Origin of the sequence: Streptomyces sp. NPDC058221 (genome assembly GCF_042882365.1) — a bacterium.
In the GTDB taxonomy this organism is placed as follows: domain Bacteria; phylum Actinomycetota; class Actinomycetes; order Streptomycetales; family Streptomycetaceae; genus Streptomyces.
Map to the genome: position 1 here is coordinate 26,995 of NZ_JBHVWF010000032.1, position 23,823 is coordinate 50,817.

At 70.4% G+C, this 23,823-nt stretch carries 21 protein-coding genes and 2 tRNA genes; 4 read left to right on the top strand and 19 right to left on the bottom strand.

Features of this window, described 5'->3' with window-relative positions:
• Positions 1-258 precede the first annotated feature (258 nt).
• Positions 259-2,133: a translation elongation factor 4 gene (gene lepA, locus ACFVW8_RS13480; protein WP_389689308.1), complete on the bottom strand. Its 1,875-nt coding sequence runs from the start codon at positions 2,131-2,133 to the stop codon at positions 259-261.
• 213 nt (positions 2,134-2,346) lie between these two features.
• Here lepA and rpsT point away from each other — a divergent pair, with 213 nt between their 5' ends.
• Entirely contained in the window at positions 2,347-2,613 is a 267-nt protein-coding gene (rpsT, locus tag ACFVW8_RS13485) for a 30S ribosomal protein S20 (RefSeq protein WP_389689310.1), read from the top strand.
• A gap of 441 nt (positions 2,614-3,054) precedes the next feature.
• Here the strand turns inward: rpsT and holA are convergent, their stop codons facing one another.
• A complete protein-coding gene (holA, locus tag ACFVW8_RS13490) occupies positions 3,055-4,041 on the bottom strand; it encodes a DNA polymerase III subunit delta (RefSeq protein ID WP_389689312.1) in 987 nt (328 codons plus the stop codon).
• Positions 4,042-4,122: 81 nt separating this feature from the next.
• Between holA and ACFVW8_RS13495 the strand changes: the two genes are divergently transcribed.
• Entirely contained in the window at positions 4,123-4,368 is a 246-nt protein-coding gene (locus ACFVW8_RS13495; RefSeq protein ID WP_389689314.1) for a hypothetical protein, read from the top strand.
• Positions 4,369-4,415: 47 nt separating this feature from the next.
• On the opposite strand, the gene ACFVW8_RS13500 is transcribed toward ACFVW8_RS13495, so the two are convergent.
• Positions 4,416-5,300, bottom strand: a complete 885-nt coding sequence (locus tag ACFVW8_RS13500; RefSeq protein ID WP_389689365.1) for a YceI family protein — start codon at positions 5,298-5,300, stop codon at positions 4,416-4,418.
• A gap of 186 nt (positions 5,301-5,486) precedes the next feature.
• Positions 5,487-6,317, bottom strand: coding sequence for an arylamine N-acetyltransferase (locus ACFVW8_RS13505; protein ID WP_389689316.1), 831 nt, complete (start codon positions 6,315-6,317; stop codon positions 5,487-5,489).
• 101 nt (positions 6,318-6,418) lie between these two features.
• On the opposite strand from ACFVW8_RS13505, the gene ACFVW8_RS13510 reads away from it, so the two are divergent.
• A complete protein-coding gene (locus ACFVW8_RS13510) occupies positions 6,419-6,874 on the top strand; it encodes a pyridoxamine 5'-phosphate oxidase family protein (RefSeq protein WP_389689318.1) in 456 nt (151 codons plus the stop codon).
• An 8-nt stretch (positions 6,875-6,882) separates the two neighbouring features.
• Here ACFVW8_RS13510 and ACFVW8_RS13515 read toward each other — a convergent pair whose 3' ends face one another.
• From ACFVW8_RS13515 to ACFVW8_RS13550, 8 genes are all read right to left on the bottom strand, one after another.
• On the bottom strand, positions 6,883-9,480 hold the full coding sequence (locus ACFVW8_RS13515; RefSeq protein WP_389689320.1) for a ComEC/Rec2 family competence protein: 2,598 nt from the start codon (positions 9,478-9,480) through the stop codon (positions 6,883-6,885).
• Positions 9,477-9,905, bottom strand: coding sequence for a helix-hairpin-helix domain-containing protein (locus ACFVW8_RS13520; protein WP_389689322.1), 429 nt, complete (start codon positions 9,903-9,905; stop codon positions 9,477-9,479). The genes ACFVW8_RS13515 and ACFVW8_RS13520 overlap by 4 nt, the downstream gene beginning before the upstream one ends.
• Positions 9,906-10,874: 969 nt before the next feature.
• Positions 10,875-11,720, bottom strand: a complete 846-nt coding sequence (locus ACFVW8_RS13525; protein ID WP_389689324.1) for a DegV family protein — start codon at positions 11,718-11,720, stop codon at positions 10,875-10,877.
• A 290-nt stretch (positions 11,721-12,010) separates the two neighbouring features.
• Positions 12,011-12,775 carry a hypothetical protein gene (locus ACFVW8_RS13530; protein WP_389689326.1) on the bottom strand — a complete coding sequence of 255 codons (765 nt, stop codon included), beginning with the start codon at positions 12,773-12,775 and terminating at the stop codon, positions 12,011-12,013.
• Positions 12,776-12,922: 147 nt separating this feature from the next.
• Positions 12,923-15,796: a leucine--tRNA ligase gene (gene leuS / locus ACFVW8_RS13535; protein WP_389689328.1), complete on the bottom strand. Its 2,874-nt coding sequence runs from the start codon at positions 15,794-15,796 to the stop codon at positions 12,923-12,925.
• A 378-nt stretch (positions 15,797-16,174) separates the two neighbouring features.
• Positions 16,175-16,247: transfer RNA gene (locus ACFVW8_RS13540), tRNA-Ala, on the bottom strand.
• Positions 16,248-16,358: 111 nt separating this feature from the next.
• On the bottom strand, positions 16,359-16,592 hold the full coding sequence (locus tag ACFVW8_RS13545; RefSeq protein ID WP_024494568.1) for a hypothetical protein: 234 nt from the start codon (positions 16,590-16,592) through the stop codon (positions 16,359-16,361).
• 247 nt (positions 16,593-16,839) lie between these two features.
• Positions 16,840-18,315 (bottom strand): MFS transporter, encoded by a 1,476-nt coding sequence (locus ACFVW8_RS13550; RefSeq protein ID WP_389689333.1) that lies wholly within the window; start codon positions 18,313-18,315, stop codon positions 16,840-16,842.
• 294 nt (positions 18,316-18,609) lie between these two features.
• On the opposite strand from ACFVW8_RS13550, the gene ACFVW8_RS13555 reads away from it, so the two are divergent.
• On the top strand, positions 18,610-19,401 hold the full coding sequence (locus ACFVW8_RS13555) for a helix-turn-helix transcriptional regulator (protein ID WP_389689367.1): 792 nt from the start codon (positions 18,610-18,612) through the stop codon (positions 19,399-19,401).
• A gap of 20 nt (positions 19,402-19,421) precedes the next feature.
• Here ACFVW8_RS13555 and ACFVW8_RS13560 read toward each other — a convergent pair.
• The 7 genes from ACFVW8_RS13560 to ACFVW8_RS13590 form a co-directional block, all read right to left on the bottom strand.
• Positions 19,422-19,494, bottom strand: a tRNA-Ala gene (locus ACFVW8_RS13560).
• 128 nt (positions 19,495-19,622) lie between these two features.
• Entirely contained in the window at positions 19,623-20,276 is a 654-nt protein-coding gene (locus tag ACFVW8_RS13565; protein ID WP_389689369.1) for a histidine phosphatase family protein, read from the bottom strand.
• Complete coding sequence (rsfS, locus tag ACFVW8_RS13570) at positions 20,273-20,704, bottom strand: ribosome silencing factor (RefSeq protein WP_389689335.1); 432 nt, start codon at positions 20,702-20,704, stop codon at positions 20,273-20,275. Before rsfS ends, ACFVW8_RS13565 begins: the two co-directional genes overlap by 4 nt.
• A gap of 204 nt (positions 20,705-20,908) precedes the next feature.
• Positions 20,909-22,657 (bottom strand): LCP family protein, encoded by a 1,749-nt coding sequence (locus tag ACFVW8_RS13575; protein ID WP_389689337.1) that lies wholly within the window; start codon positions 22,655-22,657, stop codon positions 20,909-20,911.
• A gap of 19 nt (positions 22,658-22,676) precedes the next feature.
• The gene (nadD, locus tag ACFVW8_RS13580) at positions 22,677-23,294 is read right to left on the bottom strand and encodes a nicotinate-nucleotide adenylyltransferase (RefSeq protein ID WP_389689339.1); all 618 of its coding nucleotides are present in this window, start codon (positions 23,292-23,294) and stop codon (positions 22,677-22,679) included.
• A gap of 38 nt (positions 23,295-23,332) precedes the next feature.
• Complete coding sequence (locus tag ACFVW8_RS13585) at positions 23,333-23,494, bottom strand: hypothetical protein (protein ID WP_266778681.1); 162 nt, start codon at positions 23,492-23,494, stop codon at positions 23,333-23,335.
• An 84-nt stretch (positions 23,495-23,578) separates the two neighbouring features.
• Positions 23,579-23,731, bottom strand: coding sequence for a hypothetical protein (locus ACFVW8_RS13590; protein ID WP_164494319.1), 153 nt, complete (start codon positions 23,729-23,731; stop codon positions 23,579-23,581).
• Positions 23,732-23,823: the final 92 nt, after the last annotated feature.

A 23,823-nucleotide genomic window follows, 5' to 3' on the forward strand; every position in this document is an offset into this window, starting at 1 on the left:
ATCCTCCGGGCCTGCGGCAGTGCTTCACGACCGGCTGCTGGTTTGCGGCTTGCTCTCCGCGTATGTGCTGGTGCTTGATCCTGCTTGTTTAACTCATGAGTAACTACGAAGTCGTGATCAGGGTAGAGCGCCCGCGTCCGCCGCGTAAGGGGCAATCGAACCCCGCTTCATAACGAACAGGCCCCCGCGCCGCAGCCTTCTGCGATGCGGGGGCCCATGGGTCTACCGATCAGTAGGGTCGGCGGGCGCGGTGACGGGTCACTTCTTGGCCTTGCTGTCCCCGGCGGACTCGTCGGTCGACAGAACGGAGATGAACGCGTCCTGCGGCACCTCCACGTTGCCGACCATCTTCATCCGCTTCTTGCCCTCCTTCTGCTTCTCCAGCAGCTTCCGCTTACGGGAGATGTCACCGCCGTAGCACTTGGCGAGGACGTCCTTCCGGATGGCGCGGACGGTCTCACGGGCGATGACCCGGGAGCCGATGGCCGCCTGGATCGGCACCTCGAAGTTCTGCCGCGGGATGAGCTTCTGCAGCTTGGCGACGAGCCGGACGCCGTACGCGTACGCCTTGTCCTTGTGCGTGACGGCGGAGAACGCGTCGACCTTGTCGCCGTGCAGCAGGATGTCGACCTTGACGAGCTCGGCGGACTGCTCGCCGGTGGGCTCGTAGTCGAGCGAGGCGTAGCCGCGGGTCTTGGACTTCAGCTGGTCGAAGAAGTCGAAGACGATCTCGGCGAGCGGCAGGGTGTAGCGGATCTCGACCCGGTCCTCGGAGAGGTAGTCCATGCCGAGGAGGGTGCCGCGGCGCTGCTGGCAGAGCTCCATGATCGCGCCGATGAACTCGCTGGGCGCCAGGACCGTGGCCCGGACGACCGGCTCGTGCACCTTGTCGATCTTACCCTCGGGGAATTCACTCGGGTTGGTGACGGTGTGCTCGGTCCCGTCCTCCATGTCCACCCGGTAGACCACGTTGGGCGCGGTGGCGATGAGGTCGAGGCCGAACTCGCGCTCCAGCCGCTCACGGACCACGTCGAGGTGGAGCAGACCGAGGAAGCCGACACGGAAGCCGAAGCCCAGCGCGGCGGAGGTCTCCGGCTCGTACACCAGGGCGGCATCGTTCAGCTGGAGCTTGTCGAGGGCCTCGCGCAGGTCCGGGTAGTCCGATCCGTCCAGCGGGTACAGACCCGAGAACACCATCGGCTTGGGGTCCTTGTAGCCGCCGAGCGCCTCGGTCGCCCCCTTGTTCAGGGAGGTGATCGTGTCACCGACCTTGGACTGCCGGACGTCCTTCACACCGGTGATGATGTAGCCGACCTCGCCCACGCCGATGCCGTCGGACGGCGTCATCTCCGGGGAGGAGACACCGATCTCCAGCAGCTCGTGGGTGGCCCCGGTGGACATCATCCGGATCCGCTCGCGCTTGTTCAGCGAGCCGTCGACGACACGGACGTACGTGACGACGCCCCGGTACGAGTCGTAGACCGAGTCGAAGATCATCGCGCGGGCCGGGGCGTCGGCCTTGCCGACGGGCGCCGGAACATCCCTGACGACCCGGTTCAGCAGCGCGTCCACGCCGATACCGGTCTTCGCGGAGACCTTGAGGACATCCTCGGGCTGGCAGCCGATGAGGTTGGCCAGCTCCTCGGAGAACTTCTCGGGCTGCGCGGCCGGCAGGTCGATCTTGTTGAGCACCGGGACGATGGTGAGGTCGTTCTCCATCGCCAGGTAGAGGTTGGCCAGGGTCTGGGCCTCGATGCCCTGCGCGGCGTCGACCAGCAGGATCGTGCCCTCACAGGCGGCGAGCGACCGGGAGACCTCATAGGTGAAGTCGACGTGCCCCGGGGTGTCGATCATGTTGAGGACGTGGGTGCTGCCCTGGTCCTCGCCGACGGTGGGCGCCCAGGGCAGCCGTACGGCCTGGGACTTGATGGTGATGCCACGCTCGCGCTCGATGTCCATCCGGTCGAGGTACTGAGCGCGCATCTGCCGCTGGTCGACCACACCGGTCAGCTGGAGCATCCGGTCGGCAAGGGTCGACTTGCCGTGGTCGATGTGCGCGATGATGCAGAAGTTGCGGATCAGCGCCGGGTCGGTACGGCTCGGCTCGGGCACGTGGAGAGGAGTCGCGGGCACGCAGGGTCCTGATTCTTGAGACGCCGAACGCCGTGTCTCGGGTCGATGTCGGGTCGGTCGGATCTGTACGTAGCTCCCATCGTCCCACGCCTGCGGAGCGGAGACCGGTTTGGGCCGGTCGGAGCGCGGCTGGTACCGTGGACAGCTGTGCCTCGTGGCCCTCCGGCCGCAAGGCGCACATCGAAGATCCAACGAACCTGAAAAGGCTCTTTCGTGGCGAACATCAAGTCCCAGATCAAGCGGAACAAGACCAACGAGAAGGCGCGCCTGCGCAACAAGGCCGTCAAGTCGTCGATCAAGACCGCGATCCGCAAGGCCCGCGAGGCCGTCGTTGCGGGAGACGTCGAGAAGGCCAACCTGGCCGTTCGCGACGCGTCCCGTGCGCTCGACAAGGCTGTCTCGAAGGGTGTCATCCACAAGAACGCCGCCGCCAACAAGAAGTCGGCGCTGGCCTCCAAGGCTGCCACCCTCCAGGGCTGAGCCCGATGTGATCGCCGGAACGGACTCAGCGGGCCCTCTCTCCCGCTCCTGACCGGCACCCCGCGCCGCACACCGAACCTGCGTTCGCCACGCGGGTGCGGCGCACCAAGCACAGACCGAAGGCCCCGCTCGTTCCCCTCCCCAGGGAGACGACCGGGGCCTTCGTCATGCGCGCGCACTTCACAACCGGTCCGGCACACTTCACTTCACAACCGGGTCCGGCCAAATCAAGCCCGTCCGGCGATTGACGACGCCCCGCCCACGTTTCACACCGGGGTCCCGGCACACTTCACTTCACAACCGAGTCCGGCCAAATCAAGCCCGTCCGGCGATTGAGGACGCACGAACCGCAGGTTCAAGCCCGTCCGGCGACTGAGGACAACGCGGCGCCGGCAGCCGGACGCACCCGGCGCCGACGGGACCACCCGCCCAGGGCCACCGCTACCGCCCCGCCCGCGCAGCCCGCGCCACCGCCACCACGGCCTTCTCCAGCGCATACGCAGGATCGTCTCCCCCGCCCTTCACCCCGGCATCCGCAGCGGCCACGGCCTGCAGGGCCGCGGAGACACCCGCCGGCGTCCACCCCCGCATCTGCTGACGCACCCGGTCGATCTTCCACGGCGGCATGCCCAGCTCACGGGCGAGGTCCGCCGGCCGCCCCCCTCGCGCCGACGACAGCTTCCCGATCGCCCGCACGCCCTGCGCGAGCGCGCTGGTGATCAGGACGGCCGCCACCCCGGTCGACAGCGACCAGCGCAACGCTTCCAGCGCCTCCGCAGCCCGCCCCTCGACCGCCCGGTCGGCGACCGTGAAGCTGGAGGCCTCCGCGCGCCCCGTGTAGTAGCGCCCGACGACCGCCTCGTCGATCGTGCCCTCGACGTCCGCGACGAGCTGCGACACCGCACTCGCCAGCTCCCGCAGATCACTGCCGATGGAGTCGACCAGCGACTGGCACGCCTCGGGCGTCGCCGAGCGGCCCAGCGCCCGGAACTCACCCCGCACGAAGGACAGCCGCTCAGCCGGCTTGGTGGTCTTCGGGCAGGCCACCTCCCGCGCTCCCGCCTTGCGCGCCGCGTCCAGCAGCCCCTTGCCCTTGGCACCGCCCGCGTGCAGCAGTACGAGGGTGATCTCCTCGACCGGATCGTCGAGGTACTTCTTCACGTCCTTGACCGTGTCGGCGGAGAGGTCCTGTGCACCGCGCACGATCACCACCTTGCGCTCGGCGAAGAGCGACGGGCTCGTCAGCTCGGCGAGCGTGCCCGGCTGGAGCTGGTCGGATGTGAGGTCACGGACGTCCGTGTCGGCGTCGGAGGCGCGGGCCGCCGCCACCACCTGCTGCACGGCGCGGTCCAGGAGCAGGTCCTCCTGGCCCACGGCGAGCGTGAGCGGGGCGAGCGGGTCGTCGGTGGAATTCCTTCTGGTGGCCATCGCCGTCCAGCATCCCACGCGCCACTGACAACCGGGCCGGCCGCTGTCCGGGCGCCTCGGCCCGTACCGGAGAATGGCCGGGTGAGCGATGTGAGACATGTGCTGGTGCTGCCCGACCGTGACACGGCGCAGGAGGTGGCGGGCGAGCTGGCCGACCGGTTCGGGGTCACCGAGGAGCCGCAGCTCGTACGCGACGCACTGGCCGGCGAGGACGACGCCGATGACGCCCAGTGGCTGGTGGTCGTCGAGGACCCGGACGGGCGGCTGGACTCGGTGGCGCTGGACACGTTCGCCGCGGAGTACGAGGGCTGGCTGGAGGCGCCGTAGCGACCGGGTCCCCCGAGGCCCCGCGGCGCCGTGGGCCCTCTCCGGGATCAGCCCTTCGGGACGATCTGGATGTCCATGTCGATGGAGATGCTGGAGCCGACGGCGGCGATCCCGCGGGCCAGCATGGTCTGCCAGGTGAGGGTGAAGTCCTCGCGGTGCAGCTCGGTGGTGGCCCGGCAGGCCGCCCGCGTCTCGCCTTCGAGGCCGTTGCCGAGGCCGAGGTAATGGGTGTCCAGCGTGACCGTACGGCTCACACCGTGCAGGGTCAGCGCGCCGCTCACTCCCCAACGGGTGCCGCCCCGGTGGACGAAGCGGTCGCTGTAGAACTCCAGCGTCGGATAGCGGCCGACGTCGAGGAAGTCCCCTGAGCGCAGGTGGTCGTCGCGCATCTGGACGTTCGTGTCGATCGACGAGGCGTCGATGATCACGTGCATGGCCGAGTTCTCCATGCGGTCCGCGATCCGCACCGCACCCGCGAAGGTATTGAACCGGCCGTGGATCCGGGCCATCCCGATGTGCCGTGCCGTGAAGCCGATCTGCGAGTGCATCGGTTCGATCTCCCACTCGCCCGGGTCGGGCAGCTGCGGAGGTACGGAGACCTGGAGCGGTACATCGCCCAGACCCGCGTTCTCGCCCTCGGCGACCGAGGCAGGGCCGTGGAAGGGGGTGAAGCCCTCGGCCGTGATGGCCAGCCGGTACTCCCCCGCCGGGACCGTGGCGAGAACACTGCCGTACGGGTCCGTCTCACCGCTGACGATCTTGCGTCCCGAGGCGTCCGTCACCACGAACTCGGCGTGCCGCACAGGCTCGTTGACCGGGTCGAGCACCCGGCAGCTGAGGACACCCGCGGAGTCCGGTACGGCGAGTCCGGCGAGGGCGTTGCCGCGCGCAGCACCCGTCGCTCCCTTGTTTCCGAGCCAGCGGCCGAACATCTTCACGTACTCCCGGGGGCGCATTCACCTTCGGGCCGGGTGGCTGGACTTCGTTGTCGGAGCAGCGGCCCGCCGACGAGCATGCATTCGATCACCCTTGTGGCGTTCGAGGCAAACAGAGCACCTCGCAGGGGCTTGGGTAGAGGTGTTACCGAAGGTCCGAATTGATCACTCCGTTTGTGCGTGTCACTCATTCGGGGCAGAAGGACCGTCCCCACGGACGGTGGGAAGCCGGTCGAGGCGCAAGCCGAAGTGCTCGCGGTAGGCGGCGAGCACCTCGTCGTCGCTTCCCAGCGGTGTCTCGTGGCGCTCGGCGCCCACCGTCGTGACGAGCTTCCGGCCACTGAGTGTGATCCGGCCGGCGGCGGTGAAGCGTGAGCAGACAGTGGACCGGGTGAAGCCGGAATCGGGCGAGGTGCGGTGATACCAGGCCCCGGCCCGGAAGTCCGCGAGCACCCGGGGGCGTGGATCCAGCCGGAACTGCGGCGCCCCGTCCCGCAGCACATCGAGATCCCCGTAGTCGTCGCCACCAGCGGCGGGGGCCTGCCTGATCCGGAAGGTGCCGCGCGGATCCTCCTGATCCGTACGGTCCTCGAGTACGAGCGGATGCTGGGCGTGGTCGCCGAAGCCGACATCGGCGAGCCACGGACCGGTGCCGTCGTCCGCCACCACCCGGAGTGCCATGTGGTCGTACGGAATGCCGAGCTTCCCTTCGTCGCCGTGGACCCTTGCCTGGAGCAGCGTGACCTGGAAGCCCAGCTCCCGCAGCAGCACGGCGAAGGCCCCGTTGAGTTCGTAGCAGAAACCGCCGCGGCGGCCCACCACGACCTTGTCGAGAAGCGCGCTCTCCTCCAGCACGATGTCCTCTCCGAGATGGATCGAGAGGTTCTCGAAGGGCACGGCGGTGAGGTGACGCAGTTGCAGCTCGCGCAGTGCCGCGGCGTCGGGCCGGACGGGCCGGATGGCGCCGATGCGTGCCAGGTACGAGTCAACGGTCTGCGGCAGTCGAGGGTCCATTCCGGCAGTCTGTCCCGGGGCGCCGCACCCCGCCATGAGCCGGTGGTCCTAGGACCGTCGGCGGAGGTGCGCAGCCACGCCCACTCACTAACCTGCGGGGCATGACGAATCAGGAGCCCGCCCGCAGCCGGGAGCAGCGCAAGCAGGATGTGCTCGATCATCTGGAGAACGACAAAGACGCCTGGGTGTCGACCGCCTCGGCCGACGGGGTTCCGACGCTGGTGCCGCTGTCGTTCGTGTGGCACCGGGGAACGCTGCTGATGGCCACCCGCCGCACCAATCCCACCGCGGTCAACGTGACACCGTCCGGGCACGCCAGGATCGCCGTGGGCCACACCCGCGATGTGGTCCTCATCGAGGCGACGGCCGAGGTGGTCGAGGGGTCGGACCTCGCCACGGATTCGGGCGACGCCTTCGCCGCGAAGCTCCACTGGGATCTGCGGGGCCGCTCCGCCTGGGTGTACCTGCGTTTCACTCCGTACGCGGTCAAGGCGTGGCGGGAGGAGAACGAGCTGGCCGGCCGTGAGCTGATGACCGAAGGCCGGTGGCTGGACTGAGCGCACGCTCACGACCGGCCCACCGCGCGCAGCCCCGGCCCGGTTCCCGTCACCGCGATCGCACCGTCGCGATCGGTCCGGAGCACCGTCGCTCCCCCGGCCCGGAGTGCCTCGACCGTGCGGGCGGCCGGATGACCGTACGGGTTGTCCCGGCCCACGCTCACCAGGGCGAATCTCGGGTGCGCTGTGCGCAGCAGCGCGGGGTCCTGATACGCGGAGCCGTGATGGGGGACCTTGAGCACATCGACCCTGGGCAGGGCCGGGTAGCTGCGCAAAAGGGCCTGCTGGGCCGGAGGTTCGAGGTCGCCCGGCAGCAGCAGGGTCAGCCCGCCGGCCCGTACGAACAGAGTGACGCTGGCATCGTTCGGCTCCTGCGGTACGGGCCCGGCCGCAGGGCCCGCCGACGCACCGCCCATCGGCCACAGCACCTGCCAGTCGAGCCCGCCGATCCGTCTGCGCTCACCGGGAACGGCTCGCGTCACGGGGATACGGGCCGCCGCAGCCGTCCTCGTCACGAACGCGACCTGTTCCGGAGGCTCGTCCAGGCCCGTCGTCTGGATCGCCCCCACCGCTCTGCCCCGTACTACGCCGGGCAGGCCCCGGACATGGTCGGCATGGAAGTGCGTGAGCAGCAGCAACGGGACCCGGGTGATCCCCAGGTCGCGCAGGCACCGGTCGACCGGCCGGGGGTCCGGCCCGGTGTCGACGACCACGCCCGATCCAGGGCCTGCCGCGAGCACCAGGGCATCGCCCTGACCGACGTCGCACATCGCGAACGCCCAGCCGGGCGGCGGCCATCCGGTCAGCGCCCGGGTCAGCGGAACCGGGCGCAGCACCGCGAGCACCAGCAGGAGCGCCGCGGCCGAACACACCCAGGGATGACGTCCGATCCGCCGGGCGAACAGCACCACAAGCCCGGTCAGCGCGGCCAGCAGCAGCGCCCCCGTCCGGCCGTCCGGCCAGTCGATCTCCGCACCGGGCAAGGCCGCCCCGGTCCGGGCCACGGAGGCGATCCACCCGGCCGGCCACCCCGCCACCCGCGCGAGCAGTCCGGCCACCGGTATGGCCACCGGCGCCACGGCCAGCGCGGCGAACCCGAGAACCGTGGCCGGCGCCACCGCGAACTCGGCCAGCAAATTGCACGGGACCGCCACCAGGCTCACCCGGGAGGCCAGCAGCACCACAACGGGCGAGCACACCGCCTGCGCGGCCGCCGCCGCTGCCAGCGCCTCGGCGAGCCTCGACGGCACCCTGCGCCGTTGCAGCGCGTCACTCCACCGCGGGGCAATGGTCAGGAGCGCCCCGGTGGCCAGGACCGACAGGACGAATCCGTAACTGCGCGCCAGCCAGGGATCGTAGAGCACCAGCAGCAGTACGGCAGCGGCGAGCGCGGGGATCAGTGTCCTGCGCCGGCCGGTGCCGATGGCCAGGAGTGTGATCAGGCCGCAGGCCGCGGCACGCAGCACACTCGGCTCGGGCCTGCACACGATGACGAAGGCGAGCGTGAGCCCACCGCCGAGCAGGGCCGTCATCCGCAGCGAGATACCCAGCCCGGGTGCCAGCCCCCCGCGTTCGACACGCAAGGCGCTGCCCGGCGGTCCGATCAGCAGGGCGAGCAGGATCGCCAGGTTGGCACCCGAGACCGCCATCAGGTGGGTGAGGTCGGTTGCCCTGAACGCATCGTGCAGTTCCGGCGTGACCCGGGTGGTGTCCCCGACGACCAGTCCGGGCAGGAGCGCCCGCGCATCGGGGCCGAGGCCCTCGGTCGCCGTCCGCAGTCCGGCGCGCAGCCCGCCCGCCGTCCGCTGGAGGAGCGTGGGCGGGCCGGTGATGCGGGGCGGGCCCTTGCCATCGGGCCGGAGCACGGCGACGGCGCGTTCCCCGCCGTGCAGGGGCGGCGCCAGCCGCCCGCCGATGCGTAACCGGGTCGAGGGCAGCAGATGCTGCCACTGCCCCGCCGTACCGCCCGGTGTGACGATGAGCAGTACCGGCGTACGCAGCCGGGCAGCCGTGCCGTCGGGCCACGTCAGCCGGGTGATCTCGGCGTCCAGGAGGAGGGAGACGGGTGTGCTGTGATCGCCGCGCACGCCGGGGGAGGTCTGCCGTGCATCGGAGGTGAGGGTGATCTCCCCCTCGATCCTCGCGAACTGCCGGGCCAGTCCCGGCACCGGTCCCTGCCGTGCTTCGGCTCTGTGCAACCCCGCCGACGCCACCCCCGCCGCCGCGCAGAGCAGCGCCGCCGCGGCGGCCGTGGTGCGCAGTCTCCGTCGTCCGTCGCCCGCGCTGTCCCCGCTGCCGACCGGTACGGGACGGGTGGCGAGTGCGGTACCGGCAGCGAGTGCGGCACGGACAGCGCGTGCGCCGTGTGCAGCGTGTACGGGACGCGGCGGTGGGAATCCCGGCACGGCCAGGAGGACCATGGCCGTCCCGAGACAGAGCACCACCCCCACCGCCGCCCATCGCCCGGGCATCCCCACGGCCGACGCGGCACCGGCCCAGGCGGCCAGGGCGGGCGGAACCAGTCGCAGATCGAGCGGGCCCTCCTGCCGCGGGTCGGAGACGCCGAGCCGTCGGCCCGACGCCGTGTGAACGTCCGCGGCGCTCACGGTCGCACCAGTGGCTGCAGGTCGGCGAAGCGGCGGTCGCCGATCCCGTTGACCTCGCGGAGCTCGTCGACGGACCGGAATCCGCCGTGCTGGGTGCGGTAGTCGACGATGTGCTGGGCGAGGACGGGGCCCACCCCGGGCAGGGTGTCGAACTGTTCGACGGTGCCGCTGTTGAGGCTCACCGGTCCGGAGGTGGCTCCGCCCGTGCCGGCCGCGCCCGTCCCGCCCCCTCCCGTACCGTCTGCGGCGGCCGGGCCGGGCGGTGCGCCCACCATGATCTGTTCGCCGTCCACGAGCACCCGGGCCCGGTTGAGACCGTCGAGATCCACGCCGGGCCGGACCCCGCCCGCCGCCTGCAGCGCGTCGGCGACGCGGGCGCCTGAGGGCAGCCGGTGGATCCCGGGCAGCCGCACCTTCCCGCTCACATCCACCACGATCCGCACGCCCGGTCCCCCGGCGGCGGGCGGCGTCCCGGGGGACGGGCCGGGCACAGCGGCCCCGTCGGTCCCATCGGTCCTCGGCGCCGGACCTCCCTGCGGCACAGGTGCGCTGCCCGCCTCGCTGACGCGGTCGGGGGCCCGGACGCCCCCGGGACGGGCGGACCAGAAGTGCATCGCAGCGAAGACAGCCGCCGCCACCAGGACAACGGCGAGTGCGGCAAGGGCTTTTGGCTCCAGACCGCATCTGAGCTGCACCCACATCGGAAGTCGCTCCCGCAGCGCGGGAACCACCCGCGCCGCCCACCGCCCCTCGGGTGCCGTATGCGGTGCCGGGGCGGGCGATACCTCAGTCGCGGTTGGTACACCGGACTCAGGAGCAAGGGCAGGGGCAGGGGCGAGGGCAGGGGAAGAAGCAGAAGCAACCGGCGGCGGCGAACCACCCGCAGAGGGTACAGAAGGCCGCACACCCGATGGCCCGGCCACAGCAGGCGTCGGGCCCACGACCGGGGCGATCAGGGGTGGCCCCGCGGCCATCCCCACAGCGTGCCGAGCCACGCGCCCTCCGTATCCGCCCGCCATCAGCGCATCGGCGCGACTGCGCGAGGCCGCGGCAGCGGCGGCGCGGCCCGGAGCGTGCCGCCGTCGGCGGACGCCGCCTGCCCCGCTCCGGGCTCGCCCGTCCGACGCGGGACCGCGGCCCGGCCCGCTGCCGGGTCCTGCGCCACTCCTGCCGAAGGGGCCGGAACGGCCGATCCCGCCGCTTGGTCCGCCGGGTCCGTTGAGTGCGCCGGGTCCGCTGCGTCCGCCGGACCGGCTGGGTGCACTGGGTGCGCGATGTGATCGGGAAGCCATGCCTCACGACGCTAGACATCTCCGCCGGAACCCGCTGAGCACGCCCGATTCCGGTGGAAAACCCGTCCGTTGTGGATAACTCCACCACTCCGGGCGGTGAAGTCAACGCGGCGAAACCACTGCTCCCAGCAGCCCCGGGCCGGTATGCGCGCCGATCACCGCGCCCACCTCGCTGACATGCAGATCGACGAGCCCCGGAACCCGCTCGCGCAGCCGCTCAGCGAGCCGCTCGGCCCGTTCCGGGGCTGCCAGGTGATGCACCGCGATGTCCACCGGCCCGCTGCCCGCCCTCTCGGCAACGATCTCCTCCAGCCGGGCGATGGCCTTCGAGGCCGTCCGCACCTTCTCCAGCGGCTCGATGCGGCCGCCGTCCAGCTGAAGCAGCGGTTTCACAGCGAGGGCCGAGCCCAGCAGCGCCTGTGCGGCACCGATCCGGCCTCCGCGCCGCAGGTAGTCCAGGGTGTCGACGTAGAAGTACGCGGACGTGGCCGCCGCACGCTTCTCGGCGGCAGCCACCGCGTCGTCCAGACTGCCGCCGGCCTCCACGGTCTCCGCCGCTGCCAGGGCGCAGAACCCGAGGGCCATGGCGACCATCCCCGTGTCCATCACCCGCACCGGCACCGGCGCCTCCTTCGCCGCGAGCAGCGCGGCGTCGTACGTACCGGAGAACTCCGCGGACAGGTGCAGCGAGACGATGCCGCTCGCCCCGGCGTCGGCGGCCGCGCGGTAGGCGGCGGCGAACACCTCGGGGCTGGGCCGGGAGGTCGTCACGGGGCGGCGCTTCTGTAGCGCCAGCGCAAGGGAGCGGGCCGAGATCTCGGTGCCCTCCTCCAGCGCCTGATCACCGAGGACGACGGTCAGCGGCACTGCGGTGATGCCATGCCGTTCCATCGCCTGGGGCGGCAGGTAGGCCGTTGAATCGGTGACGATCGCGACATGGCGGGACATGAGCGGGAGGTTACCTTCCGGGGCGGTGGCTCGGCAGTCCGACCCCGACCGAATGATCAGTTCCGGTCGCTTCGAGCCGCATCCTGCCACGCCTGGTCATCCGGCGCCTCCGCCCACACCGCCGGCCCCCCGTGGACACCACCCACTCCGGCCACCCACCGCAGGGATTCAGTCACGCGATTTCACGCTGCGATCCGGGACGGATGACGGACGCTTCTTCAGTTCGTGGGGTCGGGACAGTTCGTGGTCTCGGGACAGTTCATGGGGTCGGGACGGTTCGTGGGGTCGGGTCAGTTCGTGGTCTCGGGCCGCGCCGTCTTCTGCCACGGGTACCCGGTCTCCCGCCGCGGACCGGCGGCCGTGATGGCCTGCGCGATCCCGTCGTCCCCCGGCCCCTGCCCGTGTCCCTGCCGCCCGGCCGGTCCGCTCGTCGGTCCGGCGGACTCGGCCCGGCCCGGGACCCGCCCCTGCTCGGCCGGTCCGTCGGGCCGGGAACCCTCCACCGGCTCCTCCGTCGTCCAGTGCCGCAGTGCACCGGCCTCCACGTCGATCTGTACGTTCAGCGCCGCCAGATCGTCGCCGGCGAACTGCCGTGCCCGGTCCCGCGCAGCCCAGCGCAGCGACTCCGCGGAGCGCGTGATCTGGCCGGTGCGCTCCTTCAGACCCGGCAGCAACGAGGTCACCGTCGCCTTGTCGGGCTCGCGCTCCAGGCTCTTCAGCTCGTCGTCCAGCTCACGGCCGTGCTTACTCAGCCGCTGGAACAGACCCAGCGACTCGGAGAGCGAGGCGTCCTCGCTCACGCCCGCCTGCAACGCGTCCTGCGTCGCCCGCATCGAGGTGCGCAGCGAGAGGCGCAGCTGTGCGAGCTCCCCGGCGACGCCCACCTGTCCGTAGCTCTTCGCCCGCAGGGTGGTGTCCTCGACCGTGCGGCGCGCCTGCGAGATCGTACGGTCCACGCCACGCTTGGCCGCCCCGATGACCTTGACGCTCACATAGACGCCCAGGACCATGAACGCGACGACGAGCAGCCCCAGGATCAGGATCACGGCTTCCATGAGCGCTCCTCGGGTGGTGTGACGGCTGCCGACACGTATGTACCGGCCCCTCCACCGTAAACGGACCGGGCAGGTCGCGGGTTCCATCGGAACCCCCAACCTGCCCGTAGGGGAAAGCCCTCACACCTGGCCCACCGCCCGCAGCTGCTACGCCGGAACGATGTTCACCAGCTTCGGCGCCCGGACGATCACCTTGCGGATGCCCGCCCCGCCCAGCGCGGCGACGACGGCCGGGTCGGCCAGTGCCAGCGCCTCCAGCTCCGTGTCCGTGATCGACGGGGAGATTTCCAGGCGCGCCCTGACCTTGCCCTTGATCTGCACCACGCAGGTCACGGTCTCGTCGATGACGTACGCCGGGTCGGCCACCGGGAAGTCCTGGTGCACGACCGATCCCTGGTGGCCCAGACGGCGCCACAGCTCCTCGGCGATGTGCGGCGCCAGCGGGGCCACCAGCAGCACCAGCGGCTCCGCGACGGAGCGCGGCAGCGGGCCGCCCGCCTTGGTCAGGTGGTTGTTCAGCTCGGTGACCTTGGCGATGGCCGTGTTGAAGCGCATCCCTGCCATGTCCCCGCCGACACCGTCGATCGCCTTGTGCAGCGCGCGCAGCGTGTCCTCGCCGGGCTCGGTGTCGACGACGGTGACCTCGCCGCTCTCCTCGTCGACGACATTGCGCCACAGCCGCTGCAGCAGCCGGTACTGGCCGACGACCGCCCGCGTGTCCCAGGGGCGCGACACGTCCAGCGGGCCCATGGCCATCTCGTACAGCCGCAGGGTGTCCGCACCGTACTCGCCGCAGATCTCGTCGGGCGTCACGGCGTTCTTCAGGGACTTGCCCATCTTGCCCAGGACTCGGCTGACCTTCTCGCCCTGGTAGTAGTACGCCCCGTCGCGCTCCTCGACCTCGGCCGCCGGGACCGCGATGCCGCGGCTGTCCCGGTAGACGAACGCCTGGATCATGCCCTGGTTGTACAGCTTGTGGAACGGCTCGGCTGAGGAGATGTGTCCCAGGTCGTGCAGCACCTTGGACCAGAACCGGGCGTACAGCAGGTGCAGCACCGCGTGCTCCGCGCCGCCCACGTACAGGTCGACACCGCCGGTGGGCTGTCCCTCGCGCGGGCCCATCCAGTACTGCTCGATCGCCGGGTCGACCAGCTTGTCGGCGTTGTTCGGGTCCAGGTAGCGCAGCTCGTACCAGCAGGAGCCGGCCCAGTTGGGCATGGTGTTGGTCTCGCGGCGGTACTTTCGCGGGCCGGCGCCGTCGCCCAGGTCCAGCGTGACGTTGACCCAGTCGGCGTTGCGGGACAGCGGGGTCTCGGGCTGGGTGTCGGCGTCGTCCGGGTCGAAGGTGCGCGGCGAGTAGTCGTCGACCTCCGGCAGCTCCAGGGGCAGCATCGACTCGGGCAGCGGGTGGGCGATGCCCTCCTCGTCGTACACGATCGGGAAGGGCTCGCCCCAGTAGCGCTGGCGGCTGAACAGCCAGTCGCGCAGCCGGAAGTTGACCGTGCCCTCGCCGACTCCGTGCGACGTCAGCCACTCGGTGATCCGGGCCTTGGCGTCGACGACGCCCAGGCCGTCCAGCGAAATCTCGTCGTTGGCGGAGTTGACCAGCTTCGCCTCGTACGAGCCGAAGGCGTCCTCCCACGTCGAGGCGTCCGTGCCTCGGTCGTCGGACGGCTGGACGACGCAGCGCATCGGCAGCTCGAAGGCGCGCGCGAAGGCGAAGTCACGCGCGTCGTGCGCCGGTACGGCCATGATCGCGCCGGTGCCGTAACCCATCAGCACGTAGTCGGCGATGAAGACCGGGACCCGCTCGCCGTTGACGGGGTTGGTGGCGTACGCGCCGGTGAAGACACCGGTCTTGTCCTTGGCCTCGGCCTGTCGCTCCACGTCGGACTTGGCGGCGGCCTGCTTGCGGTACGCGGTGACGGCCTCGGCCGGGGAGGCGTGTCCGCCGGTCCAGACCGGGTGGGTGCCCTCGGGCCAGGCAGCCGGGATGATCCGCTCGACCAGCTCGTGTTCGGGCGCCAGCACCATGTAGGTGGCACCGAACAGGGTGTCCTGGCGCGTGGTGAAGACGGTGATGCTGCCGGCTCCGTCGACCGGGAAGTCGACACGCGCACCCTCGGAGCGGCCGATCCAGTTGCGCTGCTGCAGCTTGATGGCCTCGGGCCAGTCCAGCCCGTCCAGGTCGTTCAGCAGCCGGTCGGCGTAGGCGGTGATGCGCATGTTCCACTGGCGCAGCTTCGCCTTGAAGACGGGGAAGTTGCCGCGCTCGGAGCGTCCGTCGGCCGTGACCTCCTCGTTGGCCAGGACGGTGCCCAGGCCCGGCGACCAGTTGACCGGCGCGTCGGAGGCGTAGGCCAGGCGGTGGCCGCTCAGCACGTCGGCACGCTCGGCCGCGCTCAGGGCGCTCCAGTCCCGGCCGTCCGGGGTCGGGCGCTCACCGCTCTCGAACTGGGCGACCAGCTCGGCGATCGGCCGGGCGCGGTCCGCCTCGGAGTCGTACCAGGAGTTGAAGATCTGCAGGAAGATCCACTGGGTCCACTTGTAGTACTCGGACTCGATCGTGGCGAACGAACGGCGCTTGTCGTGGCCCAGGCCCAGCCGGCGCAGCTGCGCCGTCATGTTCTCGATGTTGGCCTCGGTGGACAGCCGCGGGTGGGTGCCGGTCTGTACGGCGTACTGCTCCGCGGGCAGGCCGAAGGCGTCGAAGCCCAGGGTGTGCAGGACGTTGTGGCCGGTCATCCGCAGGTGCCGGGCGGCTACATCGGTGGCGATGTAGCCCAGCGGGTGGCCGACGTGCAGGCCCGCACCCGAGGGGTACGGGAACATGTCCATGATGAATTTCTTCGGCTTGGCGGCCAGCTCCGGGTTGTCCGCCAGGTCGCCGGTCGGGTTGGGTGCCGCGTAGGTGCCCTCGGCGTCCCAGAAGTCCTGCCAGCGTGCCTCGATGTCGGCGGCCATCGCTGCCGTATAGCGGTGCGGCGCAGCAACGTCGGCTGCGGAATTCGTCTCGCTCATGATCCTCAAAGCTCCATCGATCGTCATCTGCCGGCGCCCACGTCTACGGACACGCGTCTACGGAAACGAAAAATCCCCTCGCACAGGAGGGGACGCCGCGCCGATGCCGACCAGGCATTCTCACCGGTCGGGAGTGATCAGCGCGGCTCGCTAAGCAGAAGGCGTACGGCACGCATGGCGTCAGGGTACCGCACAGGCCGGGCCGCCACCCGGGCGCCGCCGGTCCTTGGACGGAGCGGGACGCGAAACGTACGGCGGAACGGCCGGGAGGGCCCTGGGCGGCCGCAATGGCCGGCGTGTGCACATACGAGAGTCGATGTGTACATAAACGAGCGGCGGGCCATCCGAATCGAATGGCCCGCCGCTTGATCTTCACTGTGGAGCTAAGGAGAATTGAACTCCTGACCTCCTGCATGCCATGCAGGCGCTCTACCAACTGAGCTATAGCCCCGCGTTGCGCCGCCCGGTCTCCCGCGGCGACATCGAGAACATTACCGGTCTTCCCGGCCGTCCACCAAATCGTTTCCGGTCTGCCCGATTCCGTCTCCCCGACGGCGCCCGGTCAGGCGGTGGCGAAGGAGTAGAAGCGCTTGAGCGTGCAGTGCTCCTCCAGCAGACGGCCGTAGATCGGCTCCCCTTCCAGCTCCCGGTAGGTCTCGATGGGGTCACCCTTTATGACCAGCGCCCGCGCGCATTCCTCGCACCAGTACTGGTAGTCCGGGTTGACCGGGTCCATGTCCCTGACGATGGGCGTACCGCTGCCGCACCAGTCGCACTTCCGCCTGTGTGCACCCATGGATCAGCTCCGGCTGCGGCCGCGGGCCGTGCACAAGGGGGGGAGGCGGACGGTGTGCAAGGGAGGGAATGCGCAGGTCCCGCGGGGCGCGCGGACCGCGGGGGGCGAACTGCCGACGCGTGCGCGATCCTCGGGCAGAGGGGGCGGGTCCGGGAGCTCGTGGCGACTCGCATGCATCGCGCGCTCCCTCCCGTTCGGTCCGTCGCCCCCTCCGGCGATCCGATTCTGCCATGGCCCCGCAAGCGGGTCAGCCCCGCCGAGAACCCGTGATCCGCCGACGCCTCACAAGACCCACCAGCACACCCACGGCAGCGGCCGCCGCCAGCGCGAGAGCGCATACCCACAACGCCTCTCCCGAACCCTGCGCCCCAGGCGAATCAAGGCGGTTGAGGTAGAGCGTGCCGAACACCGCGACGCCGCAGAGCTGACCGAGCTGGGTGACGGTCACCAGTACGCCGCTCGCATCAGCCGCATCCTCCGGCCGTACGTTCGACAGTGCACCTGTGAGGGTGGGGCTGAAGCCCAGCGCCATGCCGACGCCGATGATCACGAAGACGACGTAGAGACCGGCCCCGCCTTCGCCGCCGTCGCGCATCAGGAGGCCGAGAGCCGCCGAACCGAGCGCCACGAGCGTGAAACCGGCGGGAACCAGGATGCCCTGGAGCCGGGCCGGCCAGCGCCGCCAGGTCAGTCCGACCGCGCCGAAGGCCACCGCGGTCGGCACGAACATCAGCCCGCTGCGCAGCGCCGAGTACCCGAGGCCGCCCTGGACATGCAGCGTCATCACAAAGAGGAAGCCCGCGTTGACCGCCATCACCAGGAGAATGCGCAGCGCCGCCCGCGCGATTCCGGGGGCGCGGAGCACGCCGAGCGCGATCAGGGGCGTGGAACCGCGTGCGGCCAGCCGTGTCTCGTACGCGACGAACCCGGCCAGGAACACCGCGGAGGCGAGCAGACAGGTCCAGGTCCAGGCCGGCCAGCCCAACTCCTGTCCGAGCACCAGCGGAACGGTGAACAGGGTGACCGCCGCGGCGAGCATCAGCAGCCCCACCAGATCCAGGGAGCGGGCCCTCGCCTCCTGGCGGGCCTGTCCGGTACGCGGCTCGCCCGGCAGCACCCGGACCCCGAGCACCAGCAGCACGAGCCCGATCGGCACGTTGACCAGGAAGACCGGCCGCCAGCCCGTCCCGAACAGATCGGCGCTGACCAGCACCCCGCCCACCACCTGCCCGGCCGCTGCTCCGGTGGCCAGCACCGCCGCGTAGGCACCCAGCGCGCGGACCCTGGCCACACCGCTGAAGTGCTGCTGGATCAGGCTGAGCACCTGCGGGATCATCACCGCCGCGCCGACCCCCTGGATCACCCTGAAGGTGATCAACTCACCGGTGCCGGAGGCCAGTCCGCAGGCGAGCGAGGCGACGGTGAAGACGGCCAGCCCCACCAGATGGACCCGCCCGTGCCCGAACACGCTGCCGAGCCGGGCGCCGGTGATGAGCAACACGGCGTACGAGATGGTGTATCCGGCCACCACCAGCTGCAACCCGGCTCCGGACGCGCCGAGTTCGGTACGGATCGTCGGGGCTGCGACATTGACGATGAAGATGTCGAGCAGCGCCATGAACTGGGCCGCCAGCACCAGGGCGAGCAGCCGTGCGGGGCGTCTGTCGGTGGCGGGGTCTTTACTGGTTACGGAACGTGGAGTCGCCTCGGAGGTCGTGGTCATGGTCTCCAGGCTGGTCCCGGCCGCATACGGGTAACGAGAGCCCGCTGATGCTGGTACTGGCAGCACCTGGCAACACCGGGGCGGTGCACCGACGATGGGGGTGTGACGACGGTGACGGCACAACATCGGGCAACGCAGGAGCGACCGGGCCGACCGGCCCGACCGGACGCGGCACGGCGTGAGCCGGGGCCGCGGGAGCCCGCGCGCCGGGAGGCGGCGCGGCGGACCGGGCGGGGGCAGCAGCACGGCCGGCGGCCGGAGCTCGCCGACTTCCTGCGCAGCCGCCGGGCCCGGGTGACACCGGCCGACGTGGGCATGGCGCCGGGGTTCCGGCGCCGCACCCCTGGTCTGCGCCGCGAGGAGGTCGCCCAGCTCTCCGGCGTCGGGGTCACCTGGTACACCTGGCTGGAGCAGGGCCGTCCGATCAACGCCTCCGCGCAGGTCCTGGACGCGGTGGCGCGCACCCTCCGGCTGGACCCTTCGGAGCGCGAGCACCTCTACCACCTCGCCGAGGTGGCCTACATACCGGGCAGGCAGTCCGAAACGATCGAGGTCGGCCAGGAGATCCAGGGCATCATCGACGCCCTCGACCCGCACCCGGCGGTGGTCTACAACTCGCGGTACGACGTGCTGGCCACCAACCCCGCCTACCGCGACCTCTTCGGCGTACCGGAAATGATGGACACCGGGATCCGCAATGTTCTGTGGGCACTGTTCACCGTGCCCGCGGCCGACTGCCCGCTCGTCCACCGTACGCAGGAGCTGCCGCTCATGGTGGCGACCCTGCGGGGCGGCTACGGGCGCCATACGGGCGAGTCCGCCTGGGAGACGTTCGTCGCGGATCTCTCCGCCGCCAGCCCGTACTTCGCTCAGCTGTGGCGCAGTGGGGACGTGGCCCCGCCCGGCCCCCGGGTGAAGACCTTCCGGCACCGTGCGGCGCCCGCCGAGATACGGATGACCTCGGTGTCGCTCTCCGTCAACGGGCTGCCGGAGTGCCGGATCGTCGCCTACACCCCGGCCGACCGGGAGAGCGAGCAGCAGATGACGATGCTGCGCGGCCGCCGACAGAAAGATCCCGCCCCCTGAAGGGGACGGGATCTTGATTGTGGAGCTAAGGAGAATTGAACTCCTGACCTCCTGCATGCCATGCAGGCGCTCTACCAACTGAGCTATAGCCCCGCTGTCCGCTGTGTTTCTCTGCGTTTCCGCGCTGCGAACAAGAAGAACTTTAGCCTGTGACCAGCCGGAAAGTGAAATCAGGCCGGTGCCGCCCGATGGTGCCGTCGGGGCGGTGCCTCGACGCCCGGTCAGTCGTCGTCGCCGAGCACCGGCTCGGGCAGGGTGCCCGCGTTGTGCTCCAGCAGCCGCCAGCCGCGCGCGCCTTCGCCCAGGACCGACCAGCAGCAGTTGGTGAGCCCGCCGAGCCCTTCCCAGTGGTACGACTCCAGGCCCAGCAGCCGGCCGATGGTGGTCCGGATGGTGCCGCCGTGGCTGACGACGACGAGCGTGCCGTCGTCGGGCAGCTTGTCGGCGTGTGCGAGCACGACGGGAGCCGCCCTGTCGGCGACCTCGGTCTCCAGCTCGCCCCCACCGCGCCGCACCGGCTCGCCGCGCTTCCACGCCGCGTACTGCTCGCCGAACCGTCCGACGATCTCCTCGTGGGTCAGGCCCTGCCAGGCGCCCGCGTAGGTCTCACGCAGACCGGGGTCGTGCGCGATGCCGAGACCGGTGACCGCGGCGAGCTCGGAGGCCGTGGCGGCGGCCCTGCGCAGATCGGAGGCGACGATCGCGTCCGGCTTCAGCGAGGCGAGCAGCCGGGCGGCCCTGCGGGCCTGACCGACGCCGGCCTCCGTCAGCTCGATGTCCGTGGTGCCCTGGAACCGTCGCTCCAGATTCCACGCCGTCTGACCGTGTCGCCAGAGGACGATCCTGCGGCCTCTGCCGCTTCCGCTGCCGTTCAGCTCTGGTCACCTTCCGTGCGGCCGGTGAGCTCTGCGTGCTCCTCGGCCTTGCCGCGGGTCTTCACGGCGTCCTCGGGCAGAGCGATCTCGGGGCAGTCCTTCCAGAGGCGCTCCAGCGCGTAGAAGACGCGCTCCTCGCTGTGCTGGACGTGGATGACGATGTCGACGTAGTCGAGGAGGATCCAGCGGGCGTCGCGGTCGCCCTCGCGGCGGACCGGCTTGACGCCGAGGTCCTTCTGGAGCTGCTCCTCGATCTCGTCGACGATCGACTTGACCTGGCGGTCGTTGGGGGCCGAAGCCAGCAGGAAGGCGTCCGTGATCGACAGCACATCGCTGACGTCGTACGCAATGATGTCGTGCGCGAGCCGGTCGGCGGCCGCCTGAGCGGCGGCGTTGATGAGCTCGATGGAGCGGTCCGTGGCGGTCACAAGCAGGCTTTCGTCGGCGGGCAGATCGACCTCTAGGGTCTCACGGACCGCCGACAGTGCACGCAGCCGTTGTTCGAAGATCGTTCAGGAGTCGCCCGGACCGCCCACGACCGGACCGGTGCGGCTGTGGGGCGGCCCCGGAACCATCCGGAACCACCCCACAGCGGATGCGGCCGGCCCTGACCGCCGGTCGACGCCGCCGACCTAGTTGATCTTGTAGTCCTGGCCGATGACGACGGACACGTCCGCGTTTCCGGCCGTCTTGCCCTTTTTGACCGCGCTCGTCGGCAGCTCCAGGGTCTTGGCGACCTCGGTCGCCTTCTCCTTGTCCCCGGCGTCCTTGTAGATGATCTCGGAGGAGGTCACGGCACCGGACTTCCCGCTGTTGACGAAGGCGTAGCCGCCGTTGACCAGCTTGATCCGGGCGGACTCCGTGGCGCGCTCGTTGCCGGTGGCGTTCTTGATACCGACCCGTACCGCGGCGTCCGCGGCCGGGGCCTTGACGGTGCCGCCCAGGATGTCCTTGACGACGCTGTCGGTGGCCGCGTCGGTGAGGCTGCCGTCCTCCTGGACCGGCAGCAGCGCCGTCTTGTAGTCGCCGACCTTGGCGTGCTCGGCGAGCTTGGCCAGGGAGGCGCCGAGGTCCTTCTCGGGAAGCGAGGGATCGAGGATCTGGGCCAGCGTCTGCACGGTGACGGTGGCGGCCCTCGGATCGTCCGAGATCTTCCGCAGCATTCCGCGCATGACCTGACCGAACCGCATCAGCTGCTTCGCCTCGGCCTCGTCGGGACCGCGGTAGGTGGCGTACGCGACGGCCATCGGGCCGCTGAGCGTCTGCGCCTTGCCCTTCTTCACCAGGGGCGAAGCGCCCTTCTTGGAATCGGGCACGTCCGTGTCGGTGTCGACCTCGATGTTGCCGACCAGGTCGACGAGGTTCTCCAGGTACGGGGTGTCGAGCCGCCAGGTGCCGCTGATGTCGGTGCCCAGCAGCGTGTCGATGGATTCGCGGGTGCCGGAGGTGCCGTCGTCGTCGACCGACTTGCCGAGCGTGCTCGTGGTGCCGTCCTCGTCGGAGACGGCGAGCGAGTTGGGGAGCAGGACCGTGGCCCCCTGCTTGGTGGTGACGTTGTCGACGAGCAGTGCCGTGGACGTACCGCCGGCCTTGGTGTTGTGGAGATGCACCACGATGACGTCCCGCCGCTGCGGACCGGTCGTCGCCGTGTCGTTCTTCTCCGACGAGGAGAAGCCGGGGAGCTTGTCCGCCGACCACAGGTAGCCGACTCCGCCGACCACGACCAGGGCCACCGCGACGATCAGCGCGACCATCCGGTTGTGACCCCGGCGGCGTGCTTCCTCCCGCCGCTCGCTGCGGCTCTCGGTGAACTTGAGCCAGTCGATGACGTCTTCGGAGTCCTCGTCGGGCTCCTCGATGAAGGAGAACTGCTCGGTGCGGTAGTCACGGTCACCGCGGCGCTGCCCGGGAACGGCGGCCTCCGGCTCGGCGTCCGGTGGCGCGGACGGGGCCCGCGATGGTGGGACGGACGCGGGAGCCGGAGCGGGCGGCGGGGCCTGCTGCGGGACGTTCCACTGCTGGGTGGTGTCGACCGCGGCGGGCTGCTGCCCGGTGTCGTATCCGTAGCCGTCGTAGCCGTAGCCCTGCTGCGGGGGCTGGTGCTGCTGGGCGGCGTACGGGTCGTACTGCTGAGGGGGCTGGCCCTGTTGTTGTTGCTGCTGACCGTACGGGTCGTAGCCGTATCCCTGATCCGGCTGGGGCGCCTGCTGCCCGGGGTGTTGCTGGGGCTGCTGACCCTGCTGTTGTTGCTGCTGCTGACCGTACGGGTCGTACTGCTGCTGCGCGGGCTGCTGGTACACCGGCTGCCCGTACTCGTCGTAGCCGACGATCTGCGGCTGCTGCTGGTAGTACGGGTCGTACGGATTCTGTCGGTCGTTCACCGGTGCCCCTCTCCGTGGCTCATTCGCCGCGGTAAAGCTGGCGCTTGTCGATGTAGCGGACCACGCCGTCCGGCACCAGGTACCAGACCGGGTCCCCCTCGGCGACCCTCCCGCGGCAGTCCGTGGAGGAGATCGCCAGTGCGGGAACCTCCACGAGAGAGACGCCCCCTTCCGGCAGTCCGGCGTCCGTGAGCACATGCCCCGGCCGGGTCACACCGATGAAGTGGGACAGCGAGAACAGCTCGTCGGCATCCCGCCAGGTGAGGATCTGGGAGAGCGCGTCGGCGCCGGTGATGAAGAAGAGGTCCGCGTCACCGTGGACCGCGCGCAGGTCCCGCAGGGTGTCGATCGTGTACGTGGGGCCGTTGCGGTCGATATCGCTGCGGCTGACCGAGAACTGCGGGTTCGACGCGGTCGCGATGACCGTCATCAGATAGCGGTCCTCGGCGGCGGACACCTGCTTGTGGCTCTTCTGCCACGGCTGCCCGGTCGGGACGAAGATCACCTCGTCGAGCTGGAACTGGGCGGCCACTTCACTGGCCGCCACCAGGTGTCCATGATGAATCGGGTCAAACGTCCCGCCCATCACGCCGAGTCGGCGCTTTCCGCGGCCGGTAGGCACTTCCTGCTCTCCCATGCGTGCAGAGCCTACTGGCACAGCTGTACGCCTCGGCCTCAGCGGTCGCGGTTGAAGCGCGTGGTGATCCACAGAAGGAGGAGAAGCGCGACAAACGCACCGCCACCGGTGAGGTACGGGCTCAGGCTTTCGTGGTTGCCGCCGTGCTCGCCCTCGGCGGCGACGGTGACCAGCTGGTGTGCGGTGCTCGTGAGGCTCATCTTCGGCAGGACCTATCGATCGGGAGTCGGAGGGAAGACGTCGCGGACATCGTATGCGGGCGCCCTGGGCACGCTCACGCCGACTCAGTCGTTGTTGTCGTCGTTGCGGTATCCGCGCAGCAGGAACCAGGCCAGCAGCGCGGCTCCGACGAGCGAGACGAGCAGCACGATACGGAGCGTGTTGCCCGGTCCCTGTTCTTCGGATGCGGCGGCGAGCAGAGCAACGGTGTGCGGCATGTCGGGCGTCTCCTCAGTTATCCACAGCCCCCCGCACACCGTAGCGCCAGCACATACGCTGAGATTTGTCAGGGGGCGAGCGACGTCTCGTA